Source organism: Burkholderia sp. EMB26 (genome assembly GCF_024730645.1).
In the GTDB taxonomy this organism is placed as follows: Bacteria; Pseudomonadota; Gammaproteobacteria; order Burkholderiales; family Burkholderiaceae; genus Burkholderia; species Burkholderia cenocepacia.
Genome location: NZ_CP078071.1, coordinates 512,904 through 526,324, shown reverse-complemented (window position 1 = coordinate 526,324; position 13,421 = coordinate 512,904). Strand labels below are relative to the sequence as shown.

12 protein-coding genes are annotated in these 13,421 nt (G+C 68.8%); 4 read left to right on the top strand and 8 right to left on the bottom strand.

The genetic code is table 11. The features are described 5' to 3' along the window. Positions 1-101: 101 nt before the first annotated feature. Positions 102-1,142: a sigma-54-dependent Fis family transcriptional regulator gene (locus KU887_RS19035; protein ID WP_258258461.1), complete on the top strand. Its 1,041-nt coding sequence runs from the start codon at positions 102-104 to the stop codon at positions 1,140-1,142. A gap of 28 nt (positions 1,143-1,170) precedes the next feature. On the opposite strand, the gene KU887_RS19030 is transcribed toward KU887_RS19035, so the two are convergent. Both KU887_RS19030 and KU887_RS19025 read right to left on the bottom strand, forming a co-directional pair. Continuing rightward, a complete protein-coding gene (locus KU887_RS19030; RefSeq protein WP_006494876.1) occupies positions 1,171-2,970 on the bottom strand; it encodes a methyl-accepting chemotaxis protein in 1,800 nt (599 codons plus the stop codon). A gap of 199 nt (positions 2,971-3,169) precedes the next feature. Beyond that, on the bottom strand, positions 3,170-3,424 hold the full coding sequence (locus KU887_RS19025) for a DUF3562 domain-containing protein (RefSeq protein WP_077021082.1): 255 nt from the start codon (positions 3,422-3,424) through the stop codon (positions 3,170-3,172). 547 nt (positions 3,425-3,971) lie between these two features. Here KU887_RS19025 and KU887_RS19020 point away from each other — a divergent pair. Then, positions 3,972-4,406: a hypothetical protein gene (locus tag KU887_RS19020; protein ID WP_205670769.1), complete on the top strand. Its 435-nt coding sequence runs from the start codon at positions 3,972-3,974 to the stop codon at positions 4,404-4,406. A gap of 475 nt (positions 4,407-4,881) precedes the next feature. Here the strand turns inward: KU887_RS19020 and KU887_RS19015 are convergent, their stop codons facing one another. From KU887_RS19015 to KU887_RS18990, 6 genes are all read right to left on the bottom strand, one after another. Next, the gene (locus tag KU887_RS19015; protein WP_006485822.1) at positions 4,882-5,817 is read right to left on the bottom strand and encodes a universal stress protein; all 936 of its coding nucleotides are present in this window, start codon (positions 5,815-5,817) and stop codon (positions 4,882-4,884) included. Between the two features lie 213 nt (positions 5,818-6,030). After that, the gene (locus tag KU887_RS19010; protein WP_048985478.1) at positions 6,031-7,413 is read right to left on the bottom strand and encodes an amino acid permease; all 1,383 of its coding nucleotides are present in this window, start codon (positions 7,411-7,413) and stop codon (positions 6,031-6,033) included. Positions 7,414-7,446: 33 nt separating this feature from the next. After that, positions 7,447-7,689 carry a hypothetical protein gene (locus KU887_RS19005; protein WP_258257188.1) on the bottom strand — a complete coding sequence of 81 codons (243 nt, stop codon included), beginning with the start codon at positions 7,687-7,689 and terminating at the stop codon, positions 7,447-7,449. A 168-nt stretch (positions 7,690-7,857) separates the two neighbouring features. Beyond that, the gene (locus KU887_RS19000) at positions 7,858-8,883 is read right to left on the bottom strand and encodes a DedA family protein/thiosulfate sulfurtransferase GlpE (RefSeq protein WP_258257187.1); all 1,026 of its coding nucleotides are present in this window, start codon (positions 8,881-8,883) and stop codon (positions 7,858-7,860) included. A gap of 185 nt (positions 8,884-9,068) precedes the next feature. After that, positions 9,069-9,575 (bottom strand): cupin domain-containing protein, encoded by a 507-nt coding sequence (locus tag KU887_RS18995; RefSeq protein WP_080322745.1) that lies wholly within the window; start codon positions 9,573-9,575, stop codon positions 9,069-9,071. A 309-nt stretch (positions 9,576-9,884) separates the two neighbouring features. Beyond that, a complete protein-coding gene (locus KU887_RS18990; protein ID WP_205672041.1) occupies positions 9,885-10,355 on the bottom strand; it encodes a universal stress protein in 471 nt (156 codons plus the stop codon). Positions 10,356-10,674: 319 nt separating this feature from the next. Between KU887_RS18990 and KU887_RS18985 the strand changes: the two genes are divergently transcribed. Both KU887_RS18985 and KU887_RS18980 read left to right on the top strand, forming a co-directional pair. Then, entirely contained in the window at positions 10,675-12,777 is a 2,103-nt protein-coding gene (locus KU887_RS18985; RefSeq protein ID WP_012493327.1) for a PAS domain-containing sensor histidine kinase, read from the top strand. Further along, positions 12,774-13,421 carry a response regulator transcription factor gene (locus KU887_RS18980; protein ID WP_006483707.1) on the top strand — a complete coding sequence of 216 codons (648 nt, stop codon included), beginning with the start codon at positions 12,774-12,776 and terminating at the stop codon, positions 13,419-13,421. Before KU887_RS18985 ends, KU887_RS18980 begins: the two co-directional genes overlap by 4 nt.

The window sequence follows — 13,421 nt, the reverse complement described above, 5'->3', positions numbered from 1 at the left end:
CGCGCCGAATGCGCGGAAAACCGATGGGCGATTCCTTTCGTTCCGCTCGCCCGCATTGGAAATTCCTATTCAGCGGCACCTTCGTGGTCGTTTCGCTGTCGATGATAAATATTGCAATCAACGGGATGCGTGATGCCGTTTTTCAAAACGGCCCGCGAACGCCTATGGGTGAATCCGCCAACCGGACGAAGCAGCGCGCAGACGACCGCCGGCTGTCCGGCCGGTCCGCCGCGATGCGCGCGCTGCTCGGCCGTATCGAGAAAATCGCGCCGACCCGCGCGAGCGTGATGATTGCCGGCGAAAGCGGGGTCGGCAAGGATATCGTCGCGCGCCGGCTGCACGATCTGAGCGCCCGGCGCGACGGCCCGTTCGTGCCGATGAACTGCGGCGCGATTCCGCCTGAGCTGGCCGAGGCGCAATTGTTCGGGCACGAGAAAGGCAGCTTTACCGGCGCGGTCACGCAGCGTGAAGGGTTCTTCGAAGCCGCGCGCGGCGGCACGCTGCTGCTCGACGAGATCGCCGAGATGCCCGCGGCGCTGCAGGTGAAGCTGCTGCGGGCGATCGAGTCGAACACGATCGTGCGGGTGGGCGGCACCGAATCGATTCCGCTCGACGTGCGGTTCGTGTCGGCCACCCGCCACAATCCGGCCGACGCCGTGCGCGACGGCCGGCTGCGCGAGGACCTGTTCTACCGGCTCGCCGCGTTCGCGATCTACGTGCCGCCGCTGCGCCAGCGCGACGGCGACGTCGAGACGATCGCGCAGGAATTCGTCGACACGCTGAACGCGCGGCATCGCTCGCACAAGCGGCTGACCGACGCAGCGATCGCCGCGTTGCGCGCGTATTCGTGGCCCGGCAACGTGCGCGAGCTGCACAATACGATCGAGCGCGCGTACATCCTGTCGGACGAAGGCATCGAGGTCGCGCTGCCGAAGCAGCCGGTGCCGGCCGTCGACAGCACGTCGGAAGGCGCGATGGCGCTGCCGCTCGGCGCGACGCTGCACCACGCGCAGCAACACTTCATCGCGGCGACGCTGCGTCACTTCGACGGCAACAAGCCGCGCGCGGCCAAGGCCCTCGGCATCAGCCTGAAGACGCTCTACAACCGGCTCGCGCTGATGCGCGACCAGGACGGTTCGTGAGCGGCGCAGCCCGCGAGCCGCCGCTGCGTCAGGCGACCTTGAACTGGCCGACCGTCGTCGCCAGCGCGTTCGCCTGCGACTGCAGCGCGGTGGCCGCCGCGGTCGACTGTTCGACGAGCGCCGCGTTCTGCTGCACCATTTCGTCGAGCTGCGTGACCGCGCGGTTCACTTCCTGGATGCCGCGCGTCTGCTCGTTCGCCGCGTGCGTGATCTCGGAGATGATGGTCGTCACGTTCGACACGTTGGACACGATCTCGCGCATCGTGTCGCCGGCCTGGCGTACCTGGCCGGACCCGGCCGACACGCTCGCGACCGTCGATTCGACCAGCACCTTCACTTCGCGCGCGGCTTGCGCGCTGCGCTGCGCGAGGCTGCGCACTTCCTGTGCAACGACCGCGAAGCCGCGGCCCTGTTCGCCCGCGCGGGCCGCTTCGACGGCCGCGTTCAGCGCGAGGATGTTGGTCTGGAACGCGATCCCGTCGATCACGCCGATGATGTCGCCGATCCGGCCCGACGCCTCCTCGATCTTCCCCATCGTCGCGACCACGTCCGACACGACCACGCCGCCGTGCGACGCGATCCGCGACGCGGCCGCCGCGCGTTCGTCGGCCTGGCTCGCGGCCGCCGCCGACTGACCGACGGTCGCGGTGATCTCTTCCATCGACGCGGCGGTTTGCTCGAGGCTTGCCGCCGCCGATTCGGTCCGCGACGACAGGTCCTGGTTGCCCGCCGCGATCTCGTTCGCGGCCGTGCGCACCGATTCGCTGGCGTCGCGGATCTGGCGCATCACGTGGTTCAGCTTGTCGACGAAGCTGTTGAACGAGCGCGCGATGTCGGCGACTTCGTCGCGGCCGTCGGCCGGCAGGCGCTGCGTCAGGTCGCCGGCGCCCGAGCCGATCGCGGCCATCGCCTGGCGCACCTGCGACAGGCGGCGGAACGCGGTTGCGGTGATCGCGCCGATGATCAGCGACGCCACGCCGACGATCACGATCAGCGTGATCAGCGACGCGGTCAGCAGCGAACGCATCCCGGCCGTCGCTTCGGTCTTGTCGAGCAGCACCAGCGCGTACCAGTCGGTGCCCGGCACCGGTTTCGCGCGCACCAGCTTCGCGTCGCCGCCGACGCCGACCTCGACCGGCGCGCTCGCCGCCGCGATCGAGGCCACGCCCAGCGAGCCGAGTTCGGGCGAGACGTCGGCGACCGGCTTCAACGTGAGCTTCGCGTCCGGGTGCGCGACCACGTGGCCGCTGCTGTCGATCAGCATCCCGAAGCTCGCCGGCGTCGGGCGGATCGACTTGACGTTGGCGATCACGCTGTCCATCGACACGTCCGCGGCGACGACGCCCTTCAGCGCGCCGTCGCGCAGGATCGGCACCGCGAACGTGACGACGAGGTTGCCGGTGCCGGCATCGACGTACGGCGGCGTGACGACCGGCTTGCCGGCCTGCGCGGCCTGCTTGTACCACGGGCGGCCGGTCGGGTCGTAGTCGGGCGGGATGCCGGTCGGATCGGAGAAGTGGAACGCCTTGTCGGCGTAGCCGGCGTAGACGTTGGTGAAGCCGCCGGCCGCGGCCATCTGCTTGAACACCGGCAGCGGATCGGGGGTCAGCGCGGCATCCTGCAGCGACGCGATCATCCGGCTGCGGGTCGCGACCCAGTCGGCGATCCCGACCACGTGACCGCTGGCGACGGAGGTCAGGTTGCGGTCGATCGCGTCGTCGTTGTACGAGCGTGCGATGAAATAGTTGATCAGGGTCGTGGCGACGAGCGCGAATACGACGATGGCGACGCACGCGGCGAGAATGCGGGCGCGAATGGACGAGAACATGGCAACGACTCGGTAAGGGAGCGCGAACGCCCGGTGGACGAATTCACCGGGTAAACGGCAATCGCGCCGCTTACTTGAGGTCGTTGTGACAATTCAGTGAAACGTATGACGAAAGCCGCCGGCGACTGTCGGCGGATCGTCAGGATGGCCGGCGCCAACGGGCATGTGGCATGTCGGTGCGGCACCCGGCCGCCGCGCGTTACAGCCGATGGCTCGGGCGCGGATCGGCGTCCGCGGGCGCCGCGTTGGCGCGGGTGTCGCGGTCGAACTCGTCCTTCTGGCGCATCCGCTCGCGCAGGTTGCGGATCGCGAACACGTGGATGTAGTCGTGCACGCGCGCACCGGACGACAGCGCGCGCACTTCGTCGTCGAGCATCGCGCGCAGCTGATCCGCGCCGATCGCACGCTGTTCGGCGGCTTCCTTGAGTGAATCGAGCAAATTGTCCTTGGGCATCGACGGACTCCTGACGGTCGAGGAACGAAAAGATGGCGGTACCGGAAGCTTAAAGACTAGACAGATACGCGGCGTACGATGCGCCGGCACGTGTTTGCGCGCGATCAACGGCACGTTGCGTGCCGCCGCGCCGATCCGTTTCCGAACCGACCCCGCGCGGGGTTCGCGGTGCACGTGGCCCGCGAACGAGACTGGAAGCCCTGCCACGCCACCCCGGGGCGCGGCACTGACGACGGGCGGCAGGTGAAACGCACGCGCGACGCCGATGCAGACGCGAACTTAGACCGGCCGAAATCATGCGTCAAGCGGCGCCCCGCGTGTGCCGTCCATTCGTCGAACGAACCTGCCGGCCCGGCCGGTCGACTGCCGCGCGTGTCAGCGGATTCCGATACGCGTCGCGCAATTTCCTGACAGCGACTTCAGCGCGCGCCGCTTGGCAGCGCACCGTCGCCGCACGATACTGATCACATGAACCAGGCGTTCATACCGGAACATCGCTCAGCTGGCCATCGAGCCGGCACGCGGGGTTCCGCGCAGGAGACCAATCATGGCACATCGCAACTTGCCGGGCCGGGACGGCCAGCGGCGCGCGTCGGGCAACGCGCGCGCCCTGCCCGCCCGGGCCGCGTCGGCCGGCAACCGTCCGTCCGACGATCTCGACACCCTGCTCGCGCTCGCCCGCGAGGCCGGGTTGCTCGTCACGCTCGACGGGCAGATCGGCCGCGAGAAGTATCAGAGCGTCGTGGGGTCGGTTCTCGCGCTGCAGCGGTTCGCCGCGGCGCTCAGCGCGCGAACCGAAGCCGACGCGCCGGCCGTGTCCGAGCCGCGTCGCAAGGCGCGCCCGGGCTGGCCGCATGCGAATCGTCTGCGCAGCCGCACGTGCAGCGCATGCGCGCCGCTCCGTGTCGCTCATCCGCATTCGCGGGTACGGCGCGGCGCGGGCCGCCGGCACGACCTGCGACCGATTCTTCGTATCCTCTGATCTGAGCGCGTCACCGACGCACGGCACGAGGCGACTGCCATGCCCGCGCGCTGCCGTGCAGGCTTCCAGGTTCGCCGTGGTCCGTGCCGAAGCGACCGCGCGATGACGCGCCGCTCGACGCGGCCGCGTTCAAAACCATTCCTGCGGGAAAGTGAATTCGACGGGGCCAGGCGGAAAGCGGACGGGGTGACTTGCACCCCGCCCGTCCTCCAAGGCAACCGTCGGTTGCCTACCCTCGTGCCAGAGAGTTCCCGGTCGGATGACGCGCCGGACGAACACGTGGCGCGGCTCCCGAAAATGATGTGACGGCGGCGCGTGCGACGGTGATCGTCACTCGCATACCGGCGCGGTTGCCGTCGCGACTGCACGACCAACCCGCCGCGTCGCCGGATGTTCCATCACTGTCTCACGCGATGTGCGTCGCGTTTCTGATGCAGGTCAATCCAAACCCGCTTCGGTCGCGATGACGCGCGATTCAGTCCGCGCCACGCACCAGCAACACGGGCACCTGCGCGAGATGCGCGACGCGCCGCGCGACGCTGCCGATCAGCCAGGCGGCGATGCCGCGACGGCCATGCGTGCCGACCACCAGCAACTCCGCGCGCCAGTGCACGGCATCGCGCATCAGCGCATGGGCCACGTCGTCGCTGGTCGGGCGCGTTTCGACGATGCCGCGCTTGGTCGGATTGCCGGTCGCATGGAACAGCGGGCCGATCTTCGCGAGCGCATCCTCGCCCTCCGCGCGGTACGCATCCTCGAGCGCGCGCACGGGCACGACATCGGTCAGACGAACCGCGCGATCGATCACGTACGCCGCATACAGCAACGTCGTCGGCGCCGCGAAGCCGAGCCCGACGCGCACCGCGTGCAGCGACGGCTCGCTGCCGTCGACCGCGAACATCAGCCGCTGCAGCGCGCCGTCCGACGGCCGCGCATAGGTGCCCGGCACGATCAGCAGCGCGCAGCGCGCGCGTTTCGTCAGCGTGTCCGACATCGCGCCTTCGACGAGCCGCAACAGCCCGTGATGCGGATTCGCGCCGATCACCAGCACGTCCGCATGCCACGTCGACGTATCGTTCACCAGTGCGTCCGCCACCGAGCCGCCCGTGACCGACGTATCGACGACCGTCTGTTCGACGTCGATGCCGTTGTCGGCGAACAGCGCCGCGATCCGCTCGCAGGTGGCGTGCGCTTCGCGCGTCATGTCCTCGCGCGCGGACGTCAGCAGCGCATCGATGCGCGGAATGTCGGGCAACACGAGGCGCGGATTGTCGATCGCGCAAATGATGCGCAATCGCATGCCGGGGCTCAGCAGCGTACGCACGTAGCGCGCGGCGGTCAGCGATTCGGGCGTCGGGTCGACGGCCAGCGCGATCCGCGCGAGCGTCGGGATGGGCTGGGCAGGCTGCATGGCGAAGGCCTCCGTGCGTGCACGTCGTCGCTGAACGACGACGGGCGCTTCGCGCGGCAGCGGCGCGCGGCGGCCGGACAGCCGCCGCGGTCGCAGGGATCGGCGGATGCCACGCGAAGCGCGGACAAGCAATGCGTTCGTTCAGCATAGGCCGTCCGGCCCGCGCGTGCATGATCGCGATCAACGATCGCGCGGCACCCTGCCCGCGCCGGCTTACGACTTCGTCGGCATCGACGCGGCCGGACGGTTCGCGTAGAACAGCGCGTACGCGATGCCGAGCAGCACGATCCACACCGGCCCGATCACGAGCGCGACGCGCGTATCGGGCGTGAACGCCATCAGCACGACGACCAGCGCGAGAAACCCGAGCGCGACGAACGAACCGAGCGGATAGAACGGCACGCGAATCGGCAGGCGCGCGATCTTGTCGGCCGACAGCGTGCGGCGAAAACGCATCTGCGCGATCAGGATCACGCACCACGTCCAGATCGCGCCGAACGTCGACACCGACGTGAGCCACGTGAACACGTGCTGCGGCGCGAGATAGTTGAGCAACACGCCGATCAGCAGCAGCGCGACCGACACGGCCACGCCGTACACGGGCACGCCGCTGCGGTTCACGCGACCGAGCGCGGCCGGCGCCTGGCCTTGCTGCGCGAGGTTGTAGAGCATCCGCGCGGTGCTGAACAGGCCGCTGTTGCACGACGACAGCGCCGCGGTCAGCACGACGAAGTTGATGATGCCGGCGGCGGCGGGAATGCCGAGCCGCGAGAACGTCATCACGAACGGGCTGCCCTGCGTGCCGATCTGGTCCCACGGATAGAGCGACATGATCACGAACAGCGCGCCGATGTAGAAAATCAGCACGCGCCAGAACACCGAGTTCACGGCCTTGGTCAGCGACTTCTCCGGGTTGCGCGCCTCGCCGGCCGTGAGGCCGAGCATCTCGACGCCGAGATACGCGAACATCACGATCGGCAGCGCGGCGATCACGCCGTTGATCCCGTTCGGCATGAAGCCGCCGTGCGACCACAGGTTCGAGATGCCGGTCGCGATGCCGCCGTTGCCGATGCCGAACGCGATCATCAGCCCGCCGCCGATGATCATCAGCACGATCGTGACGATCTTGATCAGCGCGAACCAGAATTCGAATTCGCCATACAGCTTGACCGCGATGAAGTTCACCGAGCCCATCGCCATCAGGGCCGCGAGCGCCCAGATCCAGTTCGGCACGCCGGGAAACCACATGTGCATGTAGACGCCGACCGCCGTGATTTCCGCCATGCAGGTGACGATCCACACGAACCAGTAGGTCCAGCCGGTCAGGTACCCGGCGAGCGGGCCGAGGTAGTCGCGCGCATAGCGGCTGAAGGCGCCGGCGACCGGGTTGGTGATCGCCATTTCGCCGAGCGCGCGCATGATCAGGAAGATCGCGAGGCCGCCCAGCAGGTAGGTCAGCAGGATGGCCGGGCCGGCCGTTCGGATCGCGGTGGCGGAGCCGAGGAACAGGCCGACGCCGATCGTCGCGCCGAGCGCCATCAGGTTGATGTGCCGTTCTTCCAGCCCGCGGTGCAACTGGTCTTCTGGTTGTTTCAAATCCGTCTCCTGGCAGCCGCGAGCGGGCCGCCGTCATTGTGTCGATGACAAGGCGCGCCCGTTCATGCCGAGTGTGGTAGCCGAAAACGAAATAATCGCCGCTGTCGATTTCCGAATAAGAAACGACACGGATACCGCGTCAATCCGGTTGGAATTGCCGCGGATTATCCGAATTTCCCGGAACAATCCGGAAAAACGGATCGAGCCCTTCACGGAATACACCCGAGCGGCCCGCGCGACGCGGCTGTGCGCGTGGCGAGCGGCAACGGGATCCATCGCTTTCGGCGCGAACGACCGCGCGTCGAATGTGCGCAATTTCGCGCACGCAATATGCAGGCGGGATTATAGGGAGGATCGGCGATTTAACGCCAGGTGATTTTGGGGAAAATCGCGGTGCGTGAAAGCGGTGATCGGATTCGAATGCGCGCGGCGCAGCGCGCGCATTTATTTCGACAACGTCGCCCGCACCGTATATTCGCCGTCGAGCCGGCCCTGCTCGGGCCGCACGAAATAACGCGACGAATCCAGATCGGCCGGCAGCGGCTCGACCGGATAACCGTGCTTTTCCCACGCATCGAGGCCGCCCTTCAGCGCGCGGATGTTGTGGATCATCTTCTTGCGCTGCATCTTCGCGATCAGGCGCTTCGCGGTCGCCTCGTTCGGGCACACGCAATAGACGACGATCGGCCGTTTCAGCACTTCCGGATCGAGCAGATCGGGCGAATCGAGATCGACCGGCACCGCGCCCGCAATCCGGTACGGCTCGCGTTCGCGAATCGCCTTGGGCCGCGCGTCGAAGATCAGCGGCGGTTCGCTCGACGTCATCATCTCGACGAGCTGCGGCGGCGAAATGCGCACCTGCGCGAGATAGCGGCGGAACTGCACGCGGCGCACCCAGCGGTACAGCAGGAACGTGGTGAAGATCGCGAGGAACGCGTCGAGGATCGTGCCGCCGCTCGCGCGCACCCACAGCACGAACTGGACGATCTGGTCGTGAATCGCCGCGCCGCCGATCAGCCAGAACGCCGCCCACAGCGACGCGCCGGCCAGATCCCAGAACAGGAACACGCCGATGCCGATCGCGGTCGTGCCGAGCAGCGGCGCCGACACGAGGCCGAGGCCCGGCAGGAATTTCGACAGCACGAGCAGCGGCGCGCCGTATCTTTCGAACACGTTACGCGCGAAGCGCAGCGTCGTGTCGAGCGACAGCGAGAAGCGCACGAGGCCGTTCAGCAGACGCCGGCCGCGCGTGCGGCCCATGAAGAACCACAGCGAATCGGCCAGCATCGTCGCGCCGATCGCCGCCGCGAACATGCTGACCCAGGACGCCTGCCCCATCGCCGCCATCGTGCCGCCGAGAATCAGCATCGGCACGGCCGGCACCGGCACGCCGAGCTGCGTGATCAACACGCTCGCGAACACGGCCCACGGGCCGAGCGACGATGGAATCGCAATGGGAAAGTGCCACACGGCGGCGCTCCTGGAAGACATGCGGGCCGCGCGACGGGGCCGTCGGTACGGCGGTGCAACGGCCGCCGCGGCACGTCCGCGACCGACCGGTGCATCATGCGCATTCTAAACGGGTTTGGCCTCGACCGCGCGGAACGCGGGCCGTCGGCACGGGCTTTGCGCCCGGCGTGGCGCGCCCGTGACAGTCACGCGTCGGAGCGCTGCGCGAGCTGGGCGACGTGTTCCGCGTAGTCGGGAAACTCGGCCGCCAGCGCGGCCGCATCGGCCAGCTCGAATTCCGCGAACTCGAACCCCGGCGCAACCGTGCAGCCGACGAGCGCGACGTGCTGCGGCGACGCGCAGCGCGCGCCGAACCAGCTTCCGGCCGGCACGACCGCCTGGAACACGGCGCCGGGATGCGTGAGCGGATTGCCGAGCCGGTGGATCGTCAACCCGTCGCGCGCGTCGAGTACCCACACTTCGATCGGGTCGCCCGCATAGAAATGCCAGACCTCGTCGGAGCGGATGCGGTGCCACGACGAATACGCGCCGTCGCACAGCAGGTAGTAGATCGCGGTCGACGCGGCACGGGGCGCGCCGTCGGCCGGACGCACGACCGAATCGGTCGCGCGGTAGGTTTCACGGAAATAGCCGCCTTCGGGATGCGGCTGCAGGTCGAACTGGCGAATCAGGTCGGGCGCGGAAATCGGCATGGCAGATGACGTCGGTAAGGTAGGAAACCGGCATCCGGCGGCCTGCCCGATCTCGATTCACGCGCTCGGGTGCCGCCGGATGTCCCTGCGTCGATCGCCGCGGCCATGCGCGCGGCGATCGAGCGGACACCGGCCGATGCTGCCAGAACTGCGTGCCGGGATGCAACCGTCGACGCGCAATCGCGCACCGGCGAGCGTATCGGCAGCGCCGCGCGCCGGATCGCTCGCGCCGACGGCCGGCCCGGCGCGCGGCGCTCGGCCGACCGCGGATGTGTGCGCCGCGTCGGCCGCCGTACCGCCCGTCGTCGATCATGCGGCCGCCGACGCCCCCGCCTCGCCATGCCGCACCAGCAGCACGGGCCGGTCGGCCGCGCGCAGCAACGATTCCGCCACGCTGCCGAGCAACAGCCTGCGCAGGCCGTGTCGCCCGCTCGTGCCCATCACGATCAGATCGGCGTCGGCTTCGGCCGCCGTGCGCATCAGCACCGTCGCGATGTCCTCGCCGTACGCGTCGAGCGCGCGCACCGTGCCGCGCACATGCTGCCGCGCGAGCGCCGCCTTCGCATCGTCGAGCACCGGCGTCGCGGCATCGGCCGCGGCGACATCGCCGTCGCGCTCGGCCGCGAAGCCGGCGTCGACGTCGACGAGCTGCGGCCGATGCTCGACGACGTACGCACAGGTCACTTCGCCGCCGGACGCCGTCGCGATCCGGATCGCCTCGTTCAGCGCGAGACGCGCGCTCGGGCCGCCGTCGAGCCCGACGAAAATCCGCTTGTACATGGTCCGTCCCTCCGACCGGGCGCGCGTCGCGCACTGCGCCGCCACGACCCGTTACCGCAAGCCGGCCCGGCGCCGGCTTGCCTGCCGAACAGTCTGCCCCACGTGCCGACGCGCGCGTTGACGCGCGTCAAGCGCGCCCCGCGCGCCCGCTGCCCCACGCCGTTTGCCGCAATTTCAACCGACCCCATTACAAAAAATGTGTAAAACGCGCACAATTTCATCTTGAAAATAGTCGTTGCACGCAGCCGGTGCGAGTTTTCCCGGTTTTGCCGCGCTGCCCGAGTGCCCCGGGTAGCCCGAATAACAGAATGGCCATCGAATGACCGCCAGTGGAACCCCGACGCGTGACGCCCGAGGGCCCACGCGCCTCCAGACCATGTTACGCCAGCCGTTCGCGGCCGGCGTCGTCGCCCTGTGCGCGGGCGCCGTGCTGTCGCTCGGCGTCGCGCTGCTGGTGCGCGAGCAGTGGCAAGGCGCCGTTCACACGCGTTTCGAACGCCGCACGTCGCACGTGACCGCGATGCTGCGCCACGAACTGCAGGCCGGTGTCGCCGTGCTCGAAGGCGCGCGCGGCGCGTTCGGCCTCGTCCCGGACATGACGCCCGGCCAATGGCGCCGGTATGCGGAGACGCTCGATCTCGACAGCGGCCGCTCGCCGGTCCGGCAGATCGGCTATGCGCCGCTGACGCCCGCGGCGCGCGCCGCGCTGGCCGGCGCGAAGCCGCTGCCGGCCGATCCGCTCGCGGCTGCGACGCTCAGCGCGCCCGTCTCGAACTCGCCGGTCGTGCGCTTCGGTGCGTCCGACGCGGCGCCGCTCACGCGCGCGCTGCGCACCGGCGATATCGCGCTCGGCGTTCACCCTGCCGACGACGACACTTCCCGCGACGCCCGTACCCTGACGCTGTTCCTGCCCGTGGCGTCTTCGCCGCTGGCGGCCGCCAAGCCCTCCGGCACGCGGGAAGGCGGCGCCGACGGGATGCTGTTCGCGGCGCTGAGCCCGCGGCGCCTGATCGAGCGCGCGCTCGATGCGGAGCGCGGAATCGACCTGTGGATGACCGCCGGCGGCGATGCGCGCGCGATCGCCAGCGTCGAGACGACGACCGACGAAGCATCGGCGTCACCCGACCTGATGCGGCGCACCGATGTGCTGAATTTCGGCGGCACCGCGCTGACGCTCGCCTATTCCGCGGACGGCCGGCCGAGCGCGACCGGCGCGCAGCGTGCGGCCGGCACCGTGCTCGCCGCCGGGCTGATCGCGTCGTTCGCGTTCGCGGCGCTCGTCCATGCGTTGCTGCGCGGGCGCGCCGACGCCGGTGCAAGCAGCCGCGGCATCCTCAACGAGGCGCGGATGATGGGCATCATCCGTTCGTCGATGGAAGCGATCATCACGATCGACGAGAAGCAGACGGTGGTGATCTTCAACCCGATGGCCGAACAGGTGTTCGGCGTGTCCGCGATGGAAGCGATCGGCGCGCCGCTGTCGCGCTTCATTCCCGAACGGTTCCGCGCCGCGCACGCGAAGCACGTCGACCAGTTCGGCGTGACGGGCGTGTCCGAGCGGCAGATGGGCCGCCAGCGCGTGCTGTTCGGGCTGCGGGCCAACGGCGAGGAATTCCCGATCGAAGCGTCGATCTCGCAGATCCGCGACGCGTCGGGCAAGCTGTATACGGTGATGCTGCGCGACATCACCGAGCGGCAACGGGCCGAGAATGCGTTGAAGCAATCGCGCGAGGAATTGCGCGAATTGTCCGCGAACCTGCAGAACGTGCGTGAGGAGGAAAAGACCCGTATCGCGCGCGAACTGCACGACGACCTCGGGCAACAGCTCACCGCATTGAAGATGGACCTGTCGGTCGTCGAGCAGCAATTGCGGATGCCCGGCCGCGCGCAACCCGATGAAGGCGTGCAGACACATCTGCAAGGCATGCGGCGGCTGATCGACGCGACGGTCGCGTCGGTGCGGCGCATCGCGGCCGACCTGCGACCGGTGATGCTCGACGATCTCGGCCTCGTGCCCGCGATCGAATGGCTCGCGAACGATTTCACGAACCGCTACGGGATCGATGTCGAGCGCCACATCGAAACCGGCGGCCTCACGTTCACCAGCGCGGGCGCGACCACGCTGTTCCGCATCGTCCAGGAAGCGCTGACGAACGTCGCGCGCCATGCGGATGCGACGCGCGTGGCGTTGCGGCTCGACATCGAGGAAGGCTTTTGCGTGCTGCGCGTCGCGGACAACGGCCGCGGCGCGGCGCCCGGCGGCCCGGCCCACGAGGACAAGTCGTTCGGCCTGATCGGCATTCGCGAACGCGCCCACATGCTGGGCGGCACCGTGACGATCGACACCGCGCTCGCGCGCGGCTTCTCGATTACCGTCGCCTTTCCGCTCGCCACCGTTCAACAGGACACGCTCATCACATGATCAAGGTGCTCATCGCCGACGACCATACGCTCGTACGCGACGGTCTGCGGCACATCCTCCAGAACGCCACCGGATTCGAGGTGGCCGGCGAAGCCTGCGACGGCCCGTCGACGATCGCGCTGGTGCGTGCGACGCCCGCGCAGGTGCTCGTGCTCGACCTGTCGATGCCCGGCCGCAACGGCGTCGAGCTGATCAAGCAGATCAAGGACGAAAAGCCCGCGCTGCGCGTGCTGGTGCTCACCATGCACGCGGAGCAGCAATACGCGGTGCGGGCGTTCCGCGCGGGCGCGTCGGGGTATCTGACGAAGGAAAGCGCGAGCGCGGAGCTGGTCGGCGCGGTCACGAAAGTGGCGTCGGGCGGTGTCTACGTGAGCCTCGCGATGGCCGAGCAGTTCGCGCAGAGCCTGAACGAGCCGGCCGAAACGCTGCCGCACCAGCGGCTGTCCGACCGCGAATTCGACGTGTTCCGGCGGATCGCCGCCGGCCAGACGCTGACCGAGATCGCGAATGCGCTGTGCGTGAGCGCGAAGACGGTCAGCACCTACAAGACCCGGATCCTGGAAAAGATGCAGATGCCGCACGAAGCGGCGCTCGTGCGCTACGCGATGCGGCACAAGCTGCTCGACGAGACGGACGACGTCTGA

What these genes read in the sequence shown, in the direction of transcription:
- KU887_RS19035 (WP_258258461.1), top strand. Translation starts at nt 102, where the DNA reads ATGATAAATATTGCAATCAACGGGATGCGTGATGCCGTTTTTCAAAAC.
- KU887_RS19030 (WP_006494876.1), bottom strand. Translation starts at nt 2,970, where the DNA reads ATGTTCTCGTCCATTCGCGCCCGCATTCTCGCCGCGTGCGTCGCCATC.
- KU887_RS19025 (WP_077021082.1), bottom strand. Translation starts at nt 3,424, where the DNA reads ATGCCCAAGGACAATTTGCTCGATTCACTCAAGGAAGCCGCCGAACAG.
- KU887_RS19020 (WP_205670769.1), top strand. Translation starts at nt 3,972, where the DNA reads ATGGCACATCGCAACTTGCCGGGCCGGGACGGCCAGCGGCGCGCGTCG.
- KU887_RS19015 (WP_006485822.1), bottom strand. Translation starts at nt 5,817, where the DNA reads ATGCAGCCTGCCCAGCCCATCCCGACGCTCGCGCGGATCGCGCTGGCC.
- KU887_RS19005 (WP_258257188.1), bottom strand. Translation starts at nt 7,689, where the DNA reads ATGGATCCCGTTGCCGCTCGCCACGCGCACAGCCGCGTCGCGCGGGCC.
- KU887_RS18995 (WP_080322745.1), bottom strand. Translation starts at nt 9,575, where the DNA reads ATGCCGATTTCCGCGCCCGACCTGATTCGCCAGTTCGACCTGCAGCCG.
- KU887_RS18990 (WP_205672041.1), bottom strand. Translation starts at nt 10,355, where the DNA reads ATGTACAAGCGGATTTTCGTCGGGCTCGACGGCGGCCCGAGCGCGCGT.
- KU887_RS18985 (WP_012493327.1), top strand. Translation starts at nt 10,675, where the DNA reads ATGACCGCCAGTGGAACCCCGACGCGTGACGCCCGAGGGCCCACGCGC.
- KU887_RS18980 (WP_006483707.1), top strand. Translation starts at nt 12,774, where the DNA reads ATGATCAAGGTGCTCATCGCCGACGACCATACGCTCGTACGCGACGGT.